The 18691-nt window shown below is 69.1% G+C and carries 22 protein-coding genes, 1 pseudogene and 1 riboswitch; of the genes and pseudogenes, 13 read left to right on the forward strand and 10 right to left on the reverse strand.

From position 1 onward, the window contains the following. Window positions 1-26: 26 nt before the first annotated feature. Together HKK72_RS13975 and HKK72_RS39845 are read left to right on the forward strand one after the other, a co-directional pair. On the forward strand, window positions 27-428 hold the full coding sequence (locus tag HKK72_RS13975) for an alpha/beta fold hydrolase (protein ID WP_222720679.1): 402 nt from the start codon (window positions 27-29) through the stop codon (window positions 426-428). Between the two features lie 7 nt (window positions 429-435). Further along, on the forward strand, window positions 436-573 hold the full coding sequence (locus tag HKK72_RS39845; RefSeq protein WP_222720680.1) for a hypothetical protein: 138 nt from the start codon (window positions 436-438) through the stop codon (window positions 571-573). On the opposite strand, the gene HKK72_RS13980 is transcribed toward HKK72_RS39845, so the two are convergent. The 3 genes from HKK72_RS13980 to HKK72_RS13990 all read right to left on the reverse strand — a co-directional run bounded on the left by HKK72_RS13980 (window position 570) and on the right by HKK72_RS13990 (window position 2673). Then, complete coding sequence (locus HKK72_RS13980) at window positions 570-1397, reverse strand: SAM-dependent methyltransferase (protein WP_187234769.1); 828 nt, start codon at window positions 1395-1397, stop codon at window positions 570-572. The genes HKK72_RS39845 and HKK72_RS13980 overlap by 4 nt on opposite strands. A gap of 137 nt (window positions 1398-1534) precedes the next feature. Beyond that, the gene (locus HKK72_RS13985; protein ID WP_187234770.1) at window positions 1535-2416 is read right to left on the reverse strand and encodes an MBL fold metallo-hydrolase; all 882 of its coding nucleotides are present in this window, start codon (window positions 2414-2416) and stop codon (window positions 1535-1537) included. A 104-nt stretch (window positions 2417-2520) separates the two neighbouring features. After that, window positions 2521-2673 (reverse strand): hypothetical protein, encoded by a 153-nt coding sequence (locus HKK72_RS13990; protein ID WP_187234771.1) that lies wholly within the window; start codon window positions 2671-2673, stop codon window positions 2521-2523. Between the two features lie 270 nt (window positions 2674-2943). Between HKK72_RS13990 and HKK72_RS13995 the strand changes: the two genes are divergently transcribed. Further along, window positions 2944-3738 (forward strand): SAM-dependent methyltransferase, encoded by a 795-nt coding sequence (locus HKK72_RS13995; protein WP_315987236.1) that lies wholly within the window; start codon window positions 2944-2946, stop codon window positions 3736-3738. A 35-nt stretch (window positions 3739-3773) separates the two neighbouring features. On the opposite strand, the gene HKK72_RS14000 is transcribed toward HKK72_RS13995, so the two are convergent. Beyond that, on the reverse strand, window positions 3774-6179 hold the full coding sequence (locus tag HKK72_RS14000) for an ATP-binding cassette domain-containing protein (protein WP_187234773.1): 2406 nt from the start codon (window positions 6177-6179) through the stop codon (window positions 3774-3776). 161 nt (window positions 6180-6340) lie between these two features. After that, entirely contained in the window at window positions 6341-6463 is a 123-nt protein-coding gene (locus HKK72_RS40935; protein WP_261986801.1) for a hypothetical protein, read from the reverse strand. Window positions 6464-6649: 186 nt separating this feature from the next. On the opposite strand from HKK72_RS40935, the gene HKK72_RS40940 reads away from it, so the two are divergent. The 4 genes from HKK72_RS40940 (at window position 6650) to HKK72_RS14015 (ending at window position 11627) form a co-directional block, all read left to right on the forward strand. Further along, a complete protein-coding gene (locus HKK72_RS40940; protein ID WP_261986802.1) occupies window positions 6650-6784 on the forward strand; it encodes a hypothetical protein in 135 nt (44 codons plus the stop codon). Between the two features lie 82 nt (window positions 6785-6866). Beyond that, entirely contained in the window at window positions 6867-8528 is a 1662-nt protein-coding gene (gene kdpA, locus HKK72_RS14005; RefSeq protein WP_187234774.1) for a potassium-transporting ATPase subunit KdpA, read from the forward strand. Continuing rightward, complete coding sequence (gene kdpB / locus HKK72_RS14010) at window positions 8528-10705, forward strand: potassium-transporting ATPase subunit KdpB (protein ID WP_187234775.1); 2178 nt, start codon at window positions 8528-8530, stop codon at window positions 10703-10705. The genes kdpA and kdpB overlap by 1 nt, the downstream gene beginning before the upstream one ends. 7 nt (window positions 10706-10712) lie before the next feature. Continuing rightward, window positions 10713-11627 carry a potassium-transporting ATPase subunit C gene (locus tag HKK72_RS14015; protein WP_222720685.1) on the forward strand — a complete coding sequence of 305 codons (915 nt, stop codon included), beginning with the start codon at window positions 10713-10715 and terminating at the stop codon, window positions 11625-11627. 104 nt (window positions 11628-11731) lie between these two features. Here HKK72_RS14015 and HKK72_RS14020 read toward each other — a convergent pair whose 3' ends face one another. Further along, on the reverse strand, window positions 11732-12205 hold the full coding sequence (locus HKK72_RS14020; protein ID WP_187234777.1) for a DUF6069 family protein: 474 nt from the start codon (window positions 12203-12205) through the stop codon (window positions 11732-11734). 201 nt (window positions 12206-12406) lie between these two features. Between HKK72_RS14020 and HKK72_RS14025 the strand changes: the two genes are divergently transcribed. The 3 genes from HKK72_RS14025 (at window position 12407) to HKK72_RS14035 (ending at window position 14264) form a co-directional block, all read left to right on the forward strand. Continuing rightward, window positions 12407-13366, forward strand: a complete 960-nt coding sequence (locus HKK72_RS14025; RefSeq protein WP_187234778.1) for a TIGR03557 family F420-dependent LLM class oxidoreductase — start codon at window positions 12407-12409, stop codon at window positions 13364-13366. Between the two features lie 223 nt (window positions 13367-13589). Next, on the forward strand, window positions 13590-13796 hold the full coding sequence (locus tag HKK72_RS14030; protein WP_187234779.1) for a hypothetical protein: 207 nt from the start codon (window positions 13590-13592) through the stop codon (window positions 13794-13796). A 201-nt stretch (window positions 13797-13997) separates the two neighbouring features. Next, window positions 13998-14264, forward strand: coding sequence for a WhiB family transcriptional regulator (locus HKK72_RS14035; protein ID WP_315987237.1), 267 nt, complete (start codon window positions 13998-14000; stop codon window positions 14262-14264). Window positions 14265-14272: 8 nt separating this feature from the next. On the opposite strand, the gene HKK72_RS14040 is transcribed toward HKK72_RS14035, so the two are convergent. The 4 genes and pseudogenes from HKK72_RS14040 to HKK72_RS14055 form a co-directional block, all read right to left on the reverse strand. After that, window positions 14273-15085 carry an NAD-dependent protein deacetylase gene (locus tag HKK72_RS14040; protein WP_187234792.1) on the reverse strand — a complete coding sequence of 271 codons (813 nt, stop codon included), beginning with the start codon at window positions 15083-15085 and terminating at the stop codon, window positions 14273-14275. Window positions 15086-15168: 83 nt separating this feature from the next. Continuing rightward, window positions 15169-15867 (reverse strand): cation transporter, encoded by a 699-nt coding sequence (locus HKK72_RS14045; protein WP_187234780.1) that lies wholly within the window; start codon window positions 15865-15867, stop codon window positions 15169-15171. A gap of 143 nt (window positions 15868-16010) precedes the next feature. Then, window positions 16011-16337: pseudogene (locus tag HKK72_RS14050) on the reverse strand (ArsR/SmtB family transcription factor); the annotation flags it as partial. A gap of 129 nt (window positions 16338-16466) precedes the next feature. Continuing rightward, window positions 16467-16613, reverse strand: coding sequence for a GPGG-motif small membrane protein (locus HKK72_RS14055; RefSeq protein ID WP_187234782.1), 147 nt, complete (start codon window positions 16611-16613; stop codon window positions 16467-16469). Between the two features lie 148 nt (window positions 16614-16761). Then, window positions 16762-16951: riboswitch (cobalamin riboswitch) on the forward strand. A gap of 32 nt (window positions 16952-16983) precedes the next feature. On the opposite strand from HKK72_RS14055, the gene HKK72_RS14060 reads away from it, so the two are divergent. Genes HKK72_RS14060 through HKK72_RS14070 form a run of 3 tightly spaced genes read left to right on the forward strand, consistent with a single transcriptional unit; the run spans window position 16984 to window position 18689 of the window. Further along, a complete protein-coding gene (locus HKK72_RS14060; RefSeq protein ID WP_187234783.1) occupies window positions 16984-17205 on the forward strand; it encodes a CbtB domain-containing protein in 222 nt (73 codons plus the stop codon). Window positions 17206-17223: 18 nt separating this feature from the next. Then, window positions 17224-17964 carry a CbtA family protein gene (locus tag HKK72_RS14065; RefSeq protein WP_187234784.1) on the forward strand — a complete coding sequence of 247 codons (741 nt, stop codon included), beginning with the start codon at window positions 17224-17226 and terminating at the stop codon, window positions 17962-17964. Window positions 17965-17981: 17 nt separating this feature from the next. Then, on the forward strand, window positions 17982-18689 hold the full coding sequence (locus tag HKK72_RS14070; protein ID WP_187234785.1) for a (2Fe-2S)-binding protein: 708 nt from the start codon (window positions 17982-17984) through the stop codon (window positions 18687-18689). Window positions 18690-18691 lie beyond the last annotated feature (2 nt).

The following is an 18691-nucleotide window of genomic DNA, read 5'->3' on the forward strand; positions in this document are numbered from 1 at the left end:
TGGCGGCGATGGCCGAGGGAGGCCGGATGGCGGACGTCAACGTGACCGTGTGGGATGAGAGCGGCGTCGGGGCGCCGGCGGCGGTACTGGTCCACGGCATACTCACCTGGGGCGCGGATCCGGCCTATGGCTTCGCCGGGCAGCGGCCGCTGGCCGACCGGTACCGGTTGCTGGCGATGGACCGCCGGGGGTACGGCGGCAGCCCCGACATCGATCACAGCGACTACCGCGTGGACGCCGATGACGTGCTCGGCCCCGCCGCCGGCGACACCGGAACGCCTAAGGGCCGCGGCCACCACCATGCGCGAACGTCCCTGCTGGGAGGGGAAGATCCCGATCGCGGCGCTGGCCGCCGCACCCTGGCCCAAGCCGGTCATCTGCGGGACGTGGGAGGACGCACCACGCCCGTACCGGGAGTTGGCCGGTGAGCCGTTGATGACCTGCGCGCGTGTCACGGCCGAACGGATCGGCGCCCGGCTGCTGCGGGTCCCCGGTTACTACCCGCATGTCCAGCGGCCCGACCTCGTCAACGCCGCCCTGCGCGCCCTCTGGGGCGGCGAACCCCCGGCCTAGGGCTTACGGCCCACGGCGCCGTAGGCGTCCAACGGCGGGCCCTCCTCGAGATCGGCGAACTCCGCCCGCCACTTCGTGATCGGCACCACGCCCGGGTCGATCAGCTCCAGACCCTCGAAGCACTGGCCGAGTGCCTCGGGGCTGCGCAGCACGTAGGGAACGGCTCCGTTCTCCTCGAGCTTGGCGACGCTGTCGACCACGGCCTGGCCGGTGTTGGTGCTGTCCCACAGCACCAGGAAGCTGCCGGACGGAACAGCGCCCATGATCTTCGACAGGATGGAGCGCACCTCACCGAGATCGGGCTCGTAGCCGAGCACGCCCATGAACATGACCGCGACCGGCAGGTTCAGGTTCAGGACGTTCGCCGCGTCGGAGATGATCTGGTCGGGGTCGTGGAAGTCGGCGTCCACATAGGTGGTCACCCCCTCGGGGGTGGTGTTGACCAGCAGAGCGCGGGCGTGCACCAGCACCAGCGGGTCGTTGTCGACGTACACGATCTTGGAGTCGGGCGCGACCTGCTGAGCGATCTCGTGGGTGTTCTGCATCGTCGGCAGGCCCGTACCGATGTCCAGGAACTGGCGGACGCCCGCCTCGGCGGCGAGGTACCGGACGACCCGGTTGAGGAAGTGACGGGACTCCCTGGCCATCGTGATGATGTCCGGATACACCTCGGAGACGGCGTCCCCGGCGGCGCGATCGGACTTGTAGTTGTCCCGGCCGCCCATCCAGTAGTTCCAGATCCGGGCCGCGTGCGGAATCTCGGTGTTGATCTTGGAGTGAGGCTCCTGGCCGGTGGGTGCGGTAGGGGGAAGCTCGTCGGTCATGTCGTCCCTTATGGCTAGCCTTGCCGGGGGTTGTAGGGGAGATCGTAACCGCGGGACCTGACGCTACCGGCGAATCTCGGCCGACCGGCCGAGCCGGCCGCACCTCTGGACGCCGGGACGGTGAGGGCGCCTGCCGCTCAGCCGGTCCGGCGGCAGATGACGAAGTCGGGGAAGGCATGCCGGCCGGGCCGATCGCCGATGTCGTCGATCGCCCGGCGAATGTCGCGTAGCTGGTCCACCGTCATCTGCAGGGGCGGTTCGTCCGGCTGATGGGTGGTGCGGACGGGGTAGTCGACACCCGGCCGATCGGTCATCTCGATGTGGCAGCCGAGGACATGGGTGACCGGCCGGGTGGCGGCGAACGCGATCAGGCGGTCGATCGTGCCGCTGAAGGCCGCCCAGTCGTCCACGTACAACCGGCCGGGATAGACCGTGTCGCCCGTGAGCAGGAACCCGGTGCCGGGGTCATAGAACGTGACGGCCGTCTCGTGGTGTCCCGGACTGGCCAGGCACTCCAGCACCCGGCCGCCGAGGTCGACACGAGCCACCCGGCCGGGGTCGCGCGCGAAGCCGAAGAACGTCCAGGCACTGCTCAGGTCCGCGTTCACGACGACGGTGTCGGGGCGGTCGGCGAACTGGGCGTCGCCCGCGATGTGGTCGCCGTGGGCATGCGTGTGCAGGACGAGCAGGGGATAGCCGTCCCTCGGATGTGTTCGGAGCCAGCGTTCGACGGCTTCGTCGACGACCCGGCGCAGCGGAAAGAACTCGGCCGAGGCGGTGGCGCCGGTGTCGATGAGGACGGCTCGCGTGTTGCCGAACATGAGGTACATGAACGGCGCCTCGTAGTCCACCGCCATGTTCTGCCGCAGGATGAGCGTGTGCTCGTCGTAGGCGTACACCTGGATGTCGGGGTCGGTGTTGCGCTTCGCCGAAGCCGACCCGTGGATCCAGTCGACGTCAATGCCGCGACGCTCAGGCGGCTCGGCCGTGAAGTCGATCAACTGTGCGCCCGCGGCCATGTCATCTCCAGACCCCGGCCGCATCTCCCGAATCCGGCCGAATGTCGCCATATGTACCCTAACGTGCACATCGAGCGCGGCCACGTCGTCCGACCCGGCCTCCTCTACAGGTAGCGGCCCGCCGAGGTCCACAGCAGCAGCATCGCGGCGAACCCGAGGCGGCCCTCGGTCAGATCGGCGGCGGCCCTGGGGATGCCGCCCATGACACCGGTCTCGACCAGCCCGCCGACCATGACGAACAGGCCGGCGAAGAACACCAGGGTGGACCATTTCGACCTCCTCCAGCGCCTGCTCTGTGGTGACGCGGGTGGCGGTCACCAGCAGCCCGGCGCCGAGCAGGGCGACGACCGAGGGCCCGTAGTGCAGCACGGGTGCAACACTGTGCTTTCTCACATGAAATGTGGTCACCGCCTCATAAGATGGGATCTTGGTTAAGGCGGGCACGGTGAGCACTGGAGGGCGTCATGTCGAGCGGGGCTCGGTCGCCGGGGGATGCGTTTGATTCCGGAACGCAGGATTCGGGCGGCGTGCCCGCGCTGCTCGATGTCAGCAAGCCGCACTCGGCTCGCGTGTACGACTATTACCTGGGCGGCAAGGACAACTACGAGATCGACCGGGCGACCGGCGAACGGGCGGCGAAGAGCTGGCCGGCGGTGCGCACCGCGGTACGCGAGAACCGCGCCTTCCTGGGCCGAGCGGTCCGTTTCCTGGTGCAGGAGGCCGGCATCCGCCAGTTCCTGGACATCGGCACCGGTCTTCCCAGCGGGAACAACGTGCACCAGATCGCCCAATCGCTGGAGCCGACCAGCCGCGTGGTGTACGTCGACAACGACCCGATCGTGCTGGTGCACGCCAACGCGCTGCTCACCAGCCGGCCTGAGGGCAAGACCTCCTATATCGACGCCGACCTGCGTGACCCGCGCGGCATCCTCGATGATCCGGCCGTGAGCGGCACGCTCGACTTCGACGAGCCGATCGCCCTCATGCTGGTGGCGATCCTGCACTTCCTCACCGACGACGACGACCCCCGTCACATCGTCAGCACCCTGCTCGAGGCGCTGCCGGCGGGCAGCTACTTCACCGCCTCGCACGTCACGCCCGAACACGACCCGGACGGTGTACGGGGGCTCGAGAGCACCTACCGCGCGGGCGGCATCCCCGCCCAGGCCCGTGACTCCGCCACCTTCACCGAACTCGCCTTCGCCGGGCTGGACGTCGTCGACCCGGGTGTGACCCTCGTCTCGGAGTGGCGACCCGATCCCGGCCACTCCCGCCCACCGGCGGGCCAGGTCAACTGGTACGGAGGCGTCGCCCGAATCTGAGCGAACTCGTCTCACCGTGTCCGCGGGGGCCTCGGTCAGGTGCCGACGTAGGCCGCGAGGTGCTCGCCGGTGATGGTGGAGCGGGCGGCGACGAGGTCGGCGGGTGTGCCCTCGAAGACGATCCGGCCGCCGTCGTGGCCGGCGCCGGGGCCGAGGTCGATGAGCCAGTCGGCGTGCGCCATGACCGCCTGGTGGTGCTCGATGACGATGACCGACTTGCCGGAGTCGACGAGCCGGTCGAGCAGGCCGAGCAGCTGCTCGACGTCGGCGAGGTGGAGGCCGGTGGTCGGCTCGTCGAGGATGTAGACGCCGCCCTTCTCGGCCATATGGGTGGCCAGCTTGAGCCGCTGCCGCTCGCCGCCGGACAGCGTGGTGAGCGGCTGGCCGAGGCTGAGGTAGCCGAGCCCGACGTCGGCGAGCCGGTCGAGGATGGCGTGCGCGGCCGGTATGCGCGCCTCGCCGGCGCCGAAGAACTCCTCGGCCTCGGCCACCGACATCGCGAGCACCTCGCTGATGTCGCGGCCGCCGAGGTGGTAGTCGAGCACCGCCGCCTGGAACCGCTTCCCTTCGCACTCCTCGCAGGTGCTGGCGACGCCGGCCATCATCGCCAGGTCGGTGTAGATGACGCCGGCGCCGTTGCAGGCCGGGCAGGCGCCCTCGGAGTTGGCGCTGAACAGCGCCGGCTTCACGCCGTTGGCCTTCGCGAACGCCTTGCGGATCGGGTCGAGCAGCCCGGTGTACGTCGCCGGGTTGCTGCGCCGCGAGCCGCGGATCGCGCCCTGGTCGATCGAGACCACACCCACGTCGGCGGCCGAAGGAGATTGACCCAGCGACCCGTGCACGAGCGAGCTCTTGCCCGAGCCGGCGACGCCGGTGATGACGGCGAGCACCCCGAGCGGGATGTCGACGTCGACGTCCTGCAGGTTGTTCGAGGTGGCGCCGCGGATCTCCAGGGCGCCGGTGGGAGTGCGTACTGCCGGCTTGAGCGACGCCCGGTCATCGAGGTGGCGGCCGGTGATGGTGTCGCCGGCCCGCAGCCCCTCGAGGGTGCCTTCGTAGCAGACGGTGCCGCCCGCCGTACCGGCGCCGGGGCCGAGGTCGACGACGTGATCGGCGATCGCGATCGCCTCCGGCTTGTGCTCGACGACGAGCACCGTGTTGCCCTTGTCACGCAGCCGCAGCAGCAGGTCGTTCATCCGCTGGATGTCATGGGGGTGCAGGCCGATGGTGGGCTCGTCGAAGACGTAGGTGACGTCGGTTAGCGACGAGCCGAGGTGACGGATCATCTTGGTGCGCTGCGCCTCGCCGCCCGACAGCGTGCCCGACGGCCGGTCGAGCGAGAGGTAGCCCAGCCCGATCTCCACGAACGAGTCGAGGGTCTCTCCCAGGGCGGCCAGCAGCGGCGCGACGGACGGTTCATTCAGACCCCGCACCCACTCGGCGAGGTCGCTGATCTGCATCGCGCAGGCGTCGGCGATGTTGATCCCCTTGATCTTCGACGACCTGGCCGCCTCGCTGAGCCGGGTGCCGCCGCACTCGGGGCAGGCGGTGAACGTCACCGCCCGCTCCACGAACGCCCGGATGTGCGGCTGCATCGCGTCGACTTCCTTGGACAGGAACGACTTCTGGATCTGCGGGATCAGTCCTGTGTACGTCAGATTGATGCCCTCGACCTTGATCTTGGTCGGCTCCCTGTAGAGCAGATCGTGCAGTTCCTTCTTGGTGTACTTGCGGATCGGCTTGTCCGGGTCGAAGTAGCCACAGCCGCGGTAGATGCGGCCGTACCAGCCGTCCATGCTGTAGCCGGGGATCGTGAGCGCGCCCTCGTTGAGCGACTTGCCGTCGTCGTACAGCGCGGAGAGGTCGAAGTCGGTGACCGAGCCCATGCCCTCACAGCGCGGGCACATGCCGCCGAGGCGGGTGAACGTCGCCTTCTCGGCCTTCGTCTTGCCGCCGCGCTCGATCGTGATCGCACCGCTGGCCTTCACCGACGGAACGTTGAACGAGTACGCGTTGGGCGAGCCGATGTGCGGCTTCCCGAGCCGGCTGAAGAGAATGCGCAGCATCGCGTTGGCGTCGGTGGCGGTGCCGACGGTGGAGCGGGGGTTGGCGCCCATCCGCTCCTGGTCGACGATGATCGCGGTCGTCAGCCCGTCGAGTAGGTCGACCTCGGGCCGCGCCAGCGTCGGCATGAAGCCCTGCACGAAGGCGCTGTAGGTCTCGTTGATCAGCCGCTGCGACTCCGCGGCGATCGTGCCGAACACCAGCGAGCTCTTGCCCGAGCCGGAGATGCCGGTGAACACCGTAAGCCGGCGCTTCGGGATCTCGATGCTGACGTCCTTGAGATTGTTCACGCGCGCGCCGTGCACGCGGATCAGGTCGTGGCTGTCGGCGGCGTGCGGCGCAGGCGACTGCGTGTCCGTCCTCGTGGGCATGCTCATCGTGTCTCCAACTCATCGGTCCTGAAGCAGCCCGAGGATCCGGTCATGGTCACTCCTGAGTCGTGGGTCACATCGACCCGGTGTGTCGCGTCGAGCCCGAAGACGAACGGGAAGGCCGAAATCGACGAGCAGGGCCGGTCGGCGGACCGATCCCATGGCGGTCACGCTAGCTGCGGCCCGGTGACCGGTGCTTCTCGATTCCTGATCGGTCTGGTCACCAGGTAGCCGTACGGCGACTCGCCGTAGGCGCGCAGGTGCTGCGCCGCGGGGGGTCTGCTGGTCACATGCCAGATCGTACGTCGTGCAGGAATCGCCCAGTGCCGGCGGCGTTCCAATCCACTCGTGCCGGAGACCTCGTGGGCCGGGGAGTCGCACGCTTCGGCGTCCGCCCGCTTGGGGAGATAAAGATCACGGGGAGTGAGGATCTCGCCCGCCCAGTGCGGTGCTCGTCCTCGCCGGTCGCCTGTGGCGTGGTGCAGATCGAGCGGCGCTCCCGTACATCCGACAGGGGGACCGGAGAAGTGGCTGACCTGACCTACATCCTGCTGACGGTGGCGATCTTCGTACTGTTCGGCCTGATCGTGAAGGCGGTCGAACGGTTGTGAGCGCCGGGAACGTCGCCCGGCTCGTACCGGCCGTCGTGTCGTGCGACCTGCCGACCGCCCCGTCGCCCGTGGAGCGGTCCAGGTGAGTGCGTCACTCGCGGGCCTGCTGTTCACGGCGTCGATCGTGCTCGCCTGTGCCCTGGCCTACCGGCCGCTGGGCGACCACATGTACCGGGTCTTCACCGGTATGCGGCATTCCCGGGTGGAGCGGGGGATCTACCGCCTGATCGGTGCCAGACCGGACATCGAACAGACATGGGGCGGCTACGTACGGAGCATCCTGGCCTTCTCGATGGTCTCGGTTCTTCTGCTGTACGGCCTTCAGCGGTTGCAGAACCGGCTGATGCTGAGCCTGGGCTTCGAACCGGTCGTGGCGCACCAGGCGTGGAACACGGCGATCAGTTACGTCACCAACACCGACTGGCAGTCCTACTCCGGCGAGTCCACCATGGGTCATCTCGTGCAGATGGCCGGGCTCGCCGTGCAGAACTTCCTGTCTGCCGCGGTCGGCATCTGCGTGGCCATCGCCCTCGTACGCGGCTTCGTTCGCACGAAGACCGGCCATCTCGGCAACTTCTGGGTCGACCTGGTGCGTTGCGTGCTGCGGATCCTGCTCCCGATCGCCTTCGTGGCCGCGATCGTGCTGGTCATCGGCGGCACCGTGCAGAACTTCCACGAGCCCTTCACGGTCCACACCCTCACAGGTGGCCGGCAGACCCTCACCGGAGGGCCGGTCGCAGGACAGGAGGCGATCAAGGAGCTCGGCACGAATGGCGGCGGCTTCTACAACGCCAACTCGGCCCACCCGTTCGAGAACCCGGCGACGTGGACGAACTGGCTCGAGATCTTTCTCCTGCTGGTCATCGCCGTCAGCATGCCGCGAACGTTCGGCGCGATGATCGGCAGCGACAAGCAGGGCTACGCGATCGTCGCGGTGATGGCGATCCTGGCCCTCATCAGCGTCACGCTGATCTCCTACTTCCAGATCGCCCACCACGGCACCGTTCCCACCGCCGTCGGGTCGGCGACGGAGGGCGTCGAGACGCGCTTCGGGGTGCCGAACTCGGCGACGTTCGCCGACGCGACCACGCTGACCTCCACCGGAGCCGTGAACTCGGCCCACGACTCCTACACGAGCCTCGGCGGCATGATGACGATGGCCAACATGATGCTCGGCGAGATCGCGCCCGGCGGCACCGGCTCGGGCCTGTACGGGATCCTGATCCTCGCGGTGATCACGGTGTTCGTGGCCGGACTCATGGTGGGCCGCACGCCCGAGTACCTGGGCAAGAAGATCGGTAGTCGCGAGATCAAGTTCGCGTCGATGTACTTCCTGATCACCCCGGCGTGCGTGCTCGTGGGCACCGCCGTCGCGATGGCCCTGCCCGGCGAGCGCGCCGCGATGCTGAACCGAGGACCGCACGGCCTGTCCGAGGTCCTCTACGCCTTCACCTCGGCGTCGAACAACAACGGATCGGCCTTCGCGGGGCTCGGGGCGAACACCGCCTGGTACGACACCGCACTCGGCCTGGCGATGGCGTTCGGCCGGTTCCTCCCGATGATCTTTGTACTGGCACTGGCCGGCTCGCTCGCCGGGCAGGGCCGGGTCCCGACCTCGGGTGGCACGCTGCCCACGCATCGCCCCCAGTTCGTGGGCATGGTCGCCGGTGTCACCGTGATCCTGGTCGCGCTCACGTTCCTGCCGGCGCTGGCGCTCGGGCCGCTGGCCGAGGGGATCCGCTGATGCCGGCGCCTGCGGCGGAGGTGCCGGGCCCAGGCCCCGGGCCCGCCGCGCCGGCCCGCGTCCAGGGCGGGCTGCTCGACCCGAGGCAGCTGATCAGGTCGCTGCCCGACGCGGTCCGCAAGCTCGACCCGCGGACCATGTGGCGCAACCCGGTCATGTTCATCGTGGAGATCGGGGCGGTGTGGAGCACCATCCTGGCCATCGCCCGGCCGAGTTGGTTCGCCTGGCTGATCGTGGCGTGGCTCTGGCTGACCGTGATCTTCGCGAATCTGGCCGAGGCGGTGGCGGAGGGTCGCGGCCGGGCCCAGGCCGACACCCTGCGCAAGGCGAAGAGCGACATGGTGGCCCGCCGCCTGATCGACTGGGCCCCTGGCGGCCCCGTACAGGAGGAGGCGGTGCCCGCACCGGCGCTTCAGCAGGGAGATCACGTGATCGTGGCCGCCGGCCAGTTCATCCCCGGTGACGGCGACGTGGTGGAGGGCATCGCGAGCGTCGACGAGTCGGCGATCACCGGTGAGTCGGCTCCGGTCATCCGGGAGTCCGGCGGCGACCATTCGGGCGTGACGGGTGGCACCAGGGTGCTGTCGGACCAGATCATCGTGAAGATCACCCAGAAGCCGGGCGAGAGCTTCATCGACAAGATGATCGCGCTGGTCGAGGGCGCGGACCGGCAGAAGACCCCGAACGAGATCGCGCTCAACATCCTGCTCGCCGCGCTGACCATCATCTTCCTGCTCGCCGTTGCCACGTTGCAGCCGCTGGCGATCTACGCCAAGGCCGACCAGCCGGGCGTGGCGGACTCGCTCGCCCTCAACGAACACGGCATCACCGGCATTGTGATGGTCTCGCTGCTGGTCTGCCTCATCCCCACCACGATCAGCGCGCTGCTCAGCGCCATCGGCATCGCGGGGATGGACCGGCTCGTGCAGCGGAACGTGCTTGCCATGAGCGGCCGGGCCGTCGAGGCGGCCGGCGACGTCAACACCCTGCTCCTGGACAAGACCGGCACGATCACACTCGGCAACCGGCAGGCGTCGGAGTTCCACCCTGTCGACGGCGTGACCGAGAGGGAGTTGGCCGATGCGGCACAGCTGTCCAGCCTCGCCGACGAGACGCCCGAGGGACGCTCCATCGTGGTCTTCGCCAAGACCAGGCACGGGCTGCGTGAGCGCACCCCCGGCGAGCTGGCCCACGCCGCCTGGATCGAGTTCACCGCGCAGACCCGAATGTCCGGTGTCGACCTCGTCGGCGACGCCGGCCAGGAGGAGCGACGCCTGCTGCGCAAGGGCGCGGCCACCGCGGTCATGAAGTGGATCCGCGACAACGGCGGTCACCCCACCGACGATGTCGGCCACATCGTGGACGGCATCTCGGCGAGCGGGGGCACACCGCTCGTCGTCGGCGAGGTCCGGCAGGGGGCCGGCCGATCCAGCGCCCACGTGCTCGGCGTCATCCACCTCAAGGACGTCGTCAAGGCCGGCATGCGGGAGCGCTTCGACCACATGCGCGCGATGGGCATCCGCACGGTCATGATCACCGGCGACAACGCGCTGACCGCCAAGGCGATCGCCGACGAGGCGGGGGTGGACGACTTCCTGTCCGAGGCCAAGCCCGAGGACAAGATGGCCCTGATCAAGCGGGAGCAGGGCGGCGGCAAGCTCGTCGCGATGACCGGTGACGGCACCAACGACGCCCCCGCGCTCGCCCAGGCCGACGTCGGCGTCGCGATGAACACCGGGACATCCGCCGCCAAGGAGGCCGGGAACATGGTCGACCTCGACTCCAACCCGACCAAGCTCATCGAGATCGTCGAGATCGGCAAGCAACTGTTGATCACCCGGGGCGCCCTGACGACCTTCTCGATCGCCAACGACATCGCCAAGTACTTCGCGATCATCCCGGCGCTGTTCGCGGCGGTCTATCCGGGCCTGCACAAGCTCAACGTCATGCGACTGCACAGCCCAGAGTCGGCGATCCTGTCCGCGGTCATCTTCAACGCGGTCATCATCGTCGTCCTCATCCCGCTGGCCCTGCGCGGGGTGAAGTACCGCCCGAGCAGCGCCGCCGAGCTGCTCGGTCACAACCTGATGCTGTACGGCGGGGGCGGGATCATCGCACCGTTCATCGGGATCAAACTCATCGATCTGCTCGTCCAGCACCTTCCTGGGATGTCGTGACATGCGCATGCCGATCTGGGTCCGCAGGCACCTGGCCGCGCTCCGTCTCCTGCTGGTCCTCACTGTGATCGTCGGTATCGGCTATCCGCTCGCGGTGTGGGCGGTGACGTTCCTCCCCGGTCTGCACGGCCGGGCCGAAGGGTCGATGGTCGAGGCCGGCGGCCACACCATCGGCAGCCGGCTCATCGGCCAGCCGTTCACCGCCGCCGGCGGCGGCGCTCTGCGGCAGTACTTCCAGAGCCGGCCCTCCGCAGCGGGGTCCGGATATGACCCGATGGCGAGCGGCGGCAGCAACCTCGGGCCGGAGGACATCGTCGACACACTGCCGAGGAATCCGGCGGACAAGGCCGCGGAGATCCGCGCGCGGACGGCCAGGGACAGCCTGCTCACGCAGGTCTGCTCCCGCAGCAGGGCGGTCGGCGCACTGGAGGGCGTGAGCGGGGCCCGCCCGTTCTGCACCCCCGGCGGGGTCGGGGCGGTACTGTCCGTGATCGGGCCTCGTGACCGGTTCGGCAAGGTGACCGACCCGGTCCGGGTGGTCAGCCGCAACGAGCAGTGCGGCGTCGTGGCCCGGCCGTTCCTCGCCACCTACGAAGGCGTGACCGTCGAGTGCGCGAGGCGCGGTGAAAACTATTCGCCGGGTGTGATCGTTGCGGTCCGTGGTGGCGCTCCGGCCAGGCCCATGGTGCCCGCGGACGCGGTGACCGCGAGCGGCAGCGGCCTCGATCCGCACATCTCCCCGGAATTCGCGCGGCTCCAGGCGTCGCGGATCGCCCGGACCCGCGGAGTGCCGGAGCGGAAGGTGCGGCAGCTGATCGACGACAGCGAGGAGGGCCGGGCGCTGGGCTTTCTCGGCGCACCCCGGGTCAACGTCCTGCTGCTGAACATCGAACTGGACGCGAGGTACCCGTTCCGCGAGTGATGACGTCCGCAACGCCGAACGGCCGCATACAGATCGATCTGTATGCGGCCGTCGAAGCGGGTCGGAGAAGAGCGTGCCCGGCGAGGACTGATCTCTGCCGCCGCTCACCGGGTCTGCGCGGAGCTCCGGCGCAGCACCGGGACCAGCACGGCCGCCACGACCAGGTGGATGACCGACAGCACGATCTTGGTGTCGGTGGTGGCGTGCTCGATGGCCAGCGGCACGAAGGACAGCGCGAGCACGACGGTCGCGAGCACGGTCCAGATCGCCTTTGCGTGCCGGGTGTAGCGCTCCAGCAGCGCGAGGGCGCCCCAGCCGAGCAGGCAGGGGACCAGGGTGAAAACGATGATCTCCGGGAGGATGAGGGCGTGGGCCTCGGCCTTACCGGGGTCGGTGAGCTTGAAGTCGGTGCCCAGCGCGTGGGCGACGAGGTAGATCAGGCTGTTCGCGAGCACCGCAGCGCCGACCGCGAGGCTCCGGGCGCGCCGGGCACTGGAGACGACGGGTCGCGTGGTCTGGTCGATCATGGCGGTGGTCGGGGCGGTGGTCGGGGCGGTGGTCATGGCGGTGGCGGTCATCTCGGAACTCCTTCTGTTCGGGTGCCCCAACTCTCACACCGACAATCTTTTTTGTCAAGACTCTTGAGGTTGTCGGTTCCTCGGCCGGTGGCGCTCGCCGCGTCGTGGCCGGCGAGAGGCGGATCTGCCGGCCGTCGCACCTGCTCAGGTGTCATGCGCACCTCCTCGGTTAGCGCGTGGGCGTCCGGGTAAGCGCGCTCCATGACGGAATTCGGATACACGATGTTGTGCGAGCAGACCCCGCCCAAGCAGCTGGTCACCGACCTGGTCCGGGCCGAGGCGGCGGGTTTCGACTTCTCAGTGATCTCCGATCACTACTTTCCCTGGCTCGAACGGCAGGGCCATGCTCCGTACGCCTGGTCTGTACTGGGTGCCGCAGCCCATGCGACCGAGCGCATTCCGTTGATGACGTTCGTGACGTGTCCGACGATTCGCTACCACCCGGCGGTCGTCGCGCAGAAGGCGGCGACGATGGGGGTGCTGTCGGACGGCCGCTTCACCCTCGGCGTCGGCGCCGGCGAGAACCTCAACGAGCATGTCGTGGGCAAGGGCTGGCCGTCCGCCGACCTCCGGCACGACATGCTCGCCGAGGCGGTCGAGATCATTCGCGACCTGTTCGAGGGCGGTTACGTCAACTACCGCGGTGAGTTCTATGACGTCGAGTCCGCCAAGCTGTACGACCGGCCGGATCGGCCGGTGCCGATCGCGATGGCGGTCTCGGGCGACCGGTCGGTGCGGTTGGCCGGCAAGTGGGCCGACGCGCTGATCGCGACCGAGCCGGAGAGGGCTCTCGTGGAGGGCTTCGACGAGGTGGGCGGGCGCGGCAAGCCGAAATACGGTCAGATCCCGGTGAGCTACGGCACCGACGCGGAGGAGGCGAAGCGCCGTGCCCACGAGCTGTGGAGCTGGGGTGTGGCCGGTTGGAAGGTGATGTCGGAGCTGCCGGCCCCCGTCAACTTCGAGGCGCACGCCAGGTTCGTCCGGCCGGAGGACGTCGCGGAGGTCGTGCCGTGTGGCGATGACATCACCGTCTACGTCGAAGCGGTGCGGAAGTTCACCGACGTGGGCTTCACGCACATCGCGTTCTGTCAGATCGGCGCCGACCGGCAGAACGAGTTCATCGCCTGGGCCGAGGCGGAGCTGTTCCCGGCTCTTCGTTAGGACTCGGGGGGTGGCTTCGGCGCCGAGCCCGCTGTGGCCGGTGCCGGATCCGGCCTGCGCCTGTCCGATCCGGTGCGAGGGCTTGGCGGGCCCTCTCTCCTGGGGGATGGTTGACCGGATGGCATCCGGGTAGACATTCGAATCCGAGTTCGAGGAGGCGATGACGTGAGTGAACGGCTCCGGCGGAAATGAAGACGACACACGATAGAACAGGCAGGGGTTCATGCGGGTCGAGAACATGGCACTGACCATCAACGACGAGTGGATCACCAGCGACCGGTGCGCTCAGGTGGCGATGGCGACGCCGAGCGGTTGGGTCCTCTCATGGCGGCGCGGAAGCTATGACCGGGAGCAGGCCATCGCCGCGATGGCCCGGGCCGAGCAGGGGGACCTCACGACCGATCCGGCCGACGCCGTGCCGGAGTTCTGACCCCGTTCGCGCCGGGGTCCTGCCCACCTCCCTCGGAACCGGCGATGTGACAGTCCGCTGACTCGTCCTTACGCCTGGGTGAGACGGTCCGACATTTATCGCGATTTACACGCATACTTTTCGCTGTCGGGCAAGGAGTGACTCCACCACACCACAGAGCGTGTGCGATGGCACGCTCCCGATCTCGCCTGAGGTGGATTCATGACAGCCATCTTGTCCGATGCGAACACCGCCACCTGGATGGACCGGGGCGCCTGTCGTAGCGAAGACCCCGAGCTGTTCTTTCCGATCAGTTCGTACGGCGACGGCGAGCACCAGGTCAGGCGGGCCGTGTCCGTGTGTCATGACTGCTCCGTACGGCGGGAGTGCCTGAGTTACGCGCTCGCCGAGCGTCTGCAGGACGGAGTCTGGGGCGGTCTGACCGAACAGGAACGTCTTGCCGTGCTCAGGCGCGAGCGGGCCCGGTGACCGGTGGGTCACCGGTTCGGCGCGAGCCCTTGGAGCAACTCGGTGAGGGTCGAGCCGAGCGGGGCGTCGAGGGTGAAGCGGGCATGCTCGTCGCCTCGGGTCGGACCCTGGTTGACGATCGCGACGGGGATGCCGTGCTGGGCGGCGTGGCGGACGAACCGGTAGCCGGACATCACGGTCAGCGAGGACCCGAGGACGAGTAGCGTGCCGGCGCGCTCGGTCAAGGCGTAACACTCCTCGACGCGAGGTCGTGGCACGTTCTCGCCGAAGAAGATGACGTCGGGCTTGAGCAGGCCGCCGCAGCTCTGGCAGTCCACGATGGTGAAGGCTTCGATCTGGTCGTCGGCGAGTACGGCGTCGCCGTCGGGGTTGATCGCACCGACGCAGGCGTGCCAGTCGGGGTTGGCCGCGTGCAGTCGCTGCTCGAGCAGCCGGCGGGGGGTGCGTTCGCCGCAGGACAGGCAGGCGACGCGGTCGAGGCCGCCGTGCAGCTCGATCACGTTCTGTGCGCCGGCGGCGTGATGCAGGCCGTCGACGTTCTGGGTGATGATCCCGGCGATCAGCCCGCGGCGCTGCAACTCGGTGACCGCGCGATGACCGGCGTTGGGGGTCGCGCGAGTGATGTGCCGCCAGCCCAGATGACTGCGGGCCCAGTACCGCCGACGGGCCGCGGTGCTGCCGACGAAGGTCTGGTAGGTCATGGGCTCGGCCCGCCGCTTGCGCCCGGTCGCGCCCCGGTAGTCAGGGATACCGGATTCTGTGGAGAGGCCGGCCCCGCTGAGGATGAGCGCGCCGCCGCGAGCGATCAGACCGACCAGCATCGCCAGCGCCGGATCGGTGATCGGATCGGGCTCGGCGCGCGACGCGCCGAACGCACCGCCGGGATCCTCGTCTACGGCCGAAGTCACTCTGCCATGGTGCCTGATGCCGGAGTCTGCCCTGAACACGGCCGCGGCTCGCCCGTCAGGCTCGGGCAGGCGCAGCAGACGTCCCCGCGCCAGGCCTCGCGGCCCTCCTTGACGGCGACGGCGGCGATGACCAGGGCGGCGATGGGATCCGTCCACGCCCAGCCGAACACGGTGTTGACCGCCAGCCCGATCAGCAGCACCGCAGACAGGTAGGTGCACAGCAGGGTCTGTTTCGAGTCGGCGACCGCGCTGGCCGATCCGAGCTCGCGGCCGGCCCGGCGCTGGGCATGCGATAGCCCCGGCATGACGGCCAGCGACAGGGCGGCCAGGATCAGGCCGGGGGTGGAATGCTCGGCCGCGCCTACGCCGGCCAGCGCCCGCACCGATTCCACCGCGACGTAGGCGGCGAGTGCGAAGAACGAGACCGCGATGATCCGTAGGGTGGTGCGCTCACGCGCCTCGGGGTCGGCCGCCGAGAACTGCCAGGCCACGGCTGTGGCGGAGGCGACCTCGATGATGGAATCCAGCCCGAACGCCACGAGCGCACCCGAGGACGCTATCGTCCCGGCGGTGATCGCGACGATCGCCTCGATCACGTTGTAGGCGATGGTGGCGGCGACGAGCCGGCGGATCCGGCGGGTCAGGGCCCGGCGCCGGGCCGGGGAGGGCCCGATGGTGAGGGCCACGGCGTTCACGGCGACACCGCGGGAGACGGCGGCGGCTCGGCCGCCGGTGTGGTCTGCTGCCCGGTCCGCGGGCGGCGGCCGGTGTCATCGGCGCACACGGCCTCGTCGGCGCACACGGTGTCATCGGAGCACACGGCCTCGTCGGAGCACAGGGGGGTGTTCTCGTTGGCGACCACCAGCACCAGTGAGGCGAGGTCGGCGAGGGCGTGTGCCAGCCGGGGGTCGGCCAGCCGGTAGCGCACCCGGCGTCCGTCGGGAGTGGCGGTCACCAGGCCGCAGCCGCGTAGACATGCCAGGTGGTTCGACACGTTCCCGCGGGTCAGGCCGAGCCGATCGGCGAGTTCGGCGGGGAAGGCGGGACCTTCCAGCAGTGCCAGGAGCATCCGCCTTCGGGTGCCATCGGCCAACGCCACGCCGACCCGCTCGAGCGCATCGGCGTCCACCACTACTGCCGGCCCGTTCTTCGCCGTCGAGGTCATACCGCAACGGTAAAGCAGTAACTGAATTCAGCGCAAGCTGAATCAATTGGGCGGTCCGATCCCACGACGGAACGGGCCGGCCGGTGGAAAGACGCGTCGGGCCGCGTCATGCGGCGCGACGGATGGACGCTATCCGAAGATGCTGACACCACCGGGCCCGACCAGGAGCCCGACCACGATCAGGACCGCTCCCCACAGGATGTCCCGGCGTGCGAGAAGTACGTAGATGCCGGAGATGACCAGTACGACGGCGATGAGCCACAGAAGGGTTGTCATGGCGCGTGTGTCCCCGCAGAGCCTTCGAACAAACAATATCGACCCCGAAGCCACGACACGGTCTGATCACGACGCGGGCACTACACGGTTACCTTCTCGGTGAGATCCTCCAGACATCTCGGCGGATTGACGCGTAGGGGGTAGGTAGGGGACTCTTTGCGAGATAAGTGAACATCGAGGCGATGGTGTGCAGGAACCTGGTGTGATTCCAGGACGGGCCCGCCACTGTGACCGGGGAGCTTCCCTCACTTGACGACCACGGCCGTGTCGCGGCTGGAAGGTCGAAGGAAGGCGGAGATCCGGGAGTCAGGACACTGACCCGTCGTCTTCCCGCTATCGGGGGCGTGTGCACCCCCGTGAGGAGACCGTCATGGCTGAATCTGCCGTTTCGCCCGCCGAGGGTGTCAACCCCGCCCCGCTTCGCATCCCGGTCCGGCAGGTGGTGCCGTGGGCGGTGTTCGCCGCTGTCCTGGGCCTCGTACTGATCTATTTCGTCGGTGCGGAGCAGGGCGCCACGTCGCTGTTCAGCGGTACGTGGGTGCATGAGTTCACCCATGACGGCCGGCATCTGCTCGGCTTCCCGTGCCACTGACGCCGGGACGCCCGCATCATGATGAGATCTCTCCTGGTCCGCGGCATGCTCGTCGGGCTGGTCGCGGCCGCGCTCGCGACCGTCATCGCCTGGATCTTCGGTGAACCCCAGGTGGGGCACGCCATCGCCTTCGAGGAGGCCCATTCCGCCGCGCACGAGGCCGGCGGGCATGAGCCCGAGGTGGTCAGCCGTACCGTTCAGCAGACGGTCGGCCTGATCACCGCGCTGGGCGTGTACGGGGTGGCGTTCGGTGGGCTGTTCGCCATCGTGTTCGCCCTGGCCTACGGCCGGATCGGCCGGTTCGGGGCTCGGGCCACCTCGGTGCTCGTGGCGCTCGGCGGATTCGTCGCGGTGTATCTGGTGCCGTTCCTGAAGTATCCGCCGACCCCGCCCGCCACCGGCAATCCCGACACCATCGGCAGCCGGACGGCGCTGTACTTCTCGCTCATGCTGTTCGGCGTTCTCGCCATCGTCGCGGCGGTCCATGTCGGCCGGCGTCTCCTCCCTCGGCTGGGCGGCTGGAACGCGAGCCTGGCCGGCGGTGCCGCCTTCGTCGCCGTGGTCGGTGTCGTCTACCTGGTGACCCCAGTCGTCAACGAGGTTCCCGACGGCTTCGACGCGACGGTGCTGTGGCGGTTCCGGATCGCCTCGCTCGGGATCCAGCTCGTCCTGTGGGGCACGTTCGGCCTGCTGTTCGGCGCTCTCACCGAGCGTGCGTTCAACCGCGGTCGCACCGCCCGGGCGTCGGTGAACGCCTGACCGCCGGGGCCGGCCCGATGGAGTTCCTCGGCCGTGCCGCCGCCGCCTCGACGCTGCGCGAGGTGGCGGCGCTCGGCCCGTACTTCGTGGTCTCGACCGGTTCGGGCGACGCCGGTCCGGGCGATGCCGGGGCGGGCTGGCGTCCATTGCCCGAACGCGACCCGGAGCGCCTGCTCGGCCTGGTCGAGGCGTACGCGCAGAGGCTGGGAACCCGGGAACGGCGCGTCGCGGCGTCGATCCTGTTCCAGGGGCTCGCGTCACGGTTGTGGTCGCCGGCGGTGGCGTGCGCGGCGTACGGGATGGTCCTCGACCTGTCGGATCTGCATTGGAGATGGGCCCCCGGGGCCCCGATCGCACTGTGGCTCCCTGAACCCGTGGCGCGGCGGTCGGCCGACCCCGCCTCGGACGTGCACACGCTCGTGGTGGACGGTCAGCTGCGCCCGTTGCGCACGGTCCTGCTCCAGGTCACCCGGCTGGCCGATGGTCTGTTGTGGGGGAACGCGGCATCGGCGCTGGCCGGCACCCTCCAGGCGGCCGGGCGGCGCCCGGCGCTGGCCGCGGCGATGTCGCAGCTCGTAGGCGATCTGCTCACCCGCGACCCGCTGGCCGCCGCGGGGACCGTCGACACCACGGGGCGGTTCGTACGCCGCAGTTGCTGCCTGTACTACCGGGTTCCGCCCGGCGGGGAACTGTGCGGCGACTGCTGCCTGGCACCCAGGCCGTAGAC

Origin of the sequence: Actinomadura sp. HBU206391, assembly GCF_014323665.1 — a bacterium.
Lineage (GTDB): Bacteria > Actinomycetota > Actinomycetes > Streptosporangiales > Streptosporangiaceae > Actinomadura_C.

Excerpts from the sequence above, each read along its gene's own strand:
- HKK72_RS14060 (WP_187234783.1), top strand. The coding sequence starts at position 16,984 with ATGGCTGAATCTGCCGTTTCGCCCGCCGAGGGTGTCAACCCCGCCCCG.
- HKK72_RS14025 (WP_187234778.1), top strand. The coding sequence starts at position 12,407 with ATGACGGAATTCGGATACACGATGTTGTGCGAGCAGACCCCGCCCAAG.
- HKK72_RS13985 (WP_187234770.1), bottom strand. The coding sequence starts at position 2,416 with ATGGCCGCGGGCGCACAGTTGATCGACTTCACGGCCGAGCCGCCTGAG.
- HKK72_RS14055 (WP_187234782.1), bottom strand. The coding sequence starts at position 16,613 with ATGACAACCCTTCTGTGGCTCATCGCCGTCGTACTGGTCATCTCCGGC.
- HKK72_RS14000 (WP_187234773.1), bottom strand. The coding sequence starts at position 6,179 with ATGAGCATGCCCACGAGGACGGACACGCAGTCGCCTGCGCCGCACGCC.
- HKK72_RS14065 (WP_187234784.1), top strand. The coding sequence starts at position 17,224 with ATGATGAGATCTCTCCTGGTCCGCGGCATGCTCGTCGGGCTGGTCGCG.
- HKK72_RS13975 (WP_222720679.1), top strand. The coding sequence starts at position 27 with ATGGCGGACGTCAACGTGACCGTGTGGGATGAGAGCGGCGTCGGGGCG.
- HKK72_RS14040 (WP_187234792.1), bottom strand. The coding sequence starts at position 15,085 with ATGCTGGTCGGTCTGATCGCTCGCGGCGGCGCGCTCATCCTCAGCGGG.
- HKK72_RS14015 (WP_222720685.1), top strand. The coding sequence starts at position 10,713 with ATGCCGATCTGGGTCCGCAGGCACCTGGCCGCGCTCCGTCTCCTGCTG.
- HKK72_RS14070 (WP_187234785.1), top strand. The coding sequence starts at position 17,982 with ATGGAGTTCCTCGGCCGTGCCGCCGCCGCCTCGACGCTGCGCGAGGTG.
- kdpB (WP_187234775.1), top strand. The coding sequence starts at position 8,528 with ATGCCGGCGCCTGCGGCGGAGGTGCCGGGCCCAGGCCCCGGGCCCGCC.
- HKK72_RS14020 (WP_187234777.1), bottom strand. The coding sequence starts at position 12,205 with ATGACCGCCACCGCCATGACCACCGCCCCGACCACCGCCCCGACCACC.
- HKK72_RS14030 (WP_187234779.1), top strand. The coding sequence starts at position 13,590 with ATGCGGGTCGAGAACATGGCACTGACCATCAACGACGAGTGGATCACC.
- HKK72_RS39845 (WP_222720680.1), top strand. The coding sequence starts at position 436 with ATGACCTGCGCGCGTGTCACGGCCGAACGGATCGGCGCCCGGCTGCTG.
- HKK72_RS14035 (WP_315987237.1), top strand. The coding sequence starts at position 13,998 with ATGACAGCCATCTTGTCCGATGCGAACACCGCCACCTGGATGGACCGG.
- HKK72_RS13980 (WP_187234769.1), bottom strand. The coding sequence starts at position 1,397 with ATGACCGACGAGCTTCCCCCTACCGCACCCACCGGCCAGGAGCCTCAC.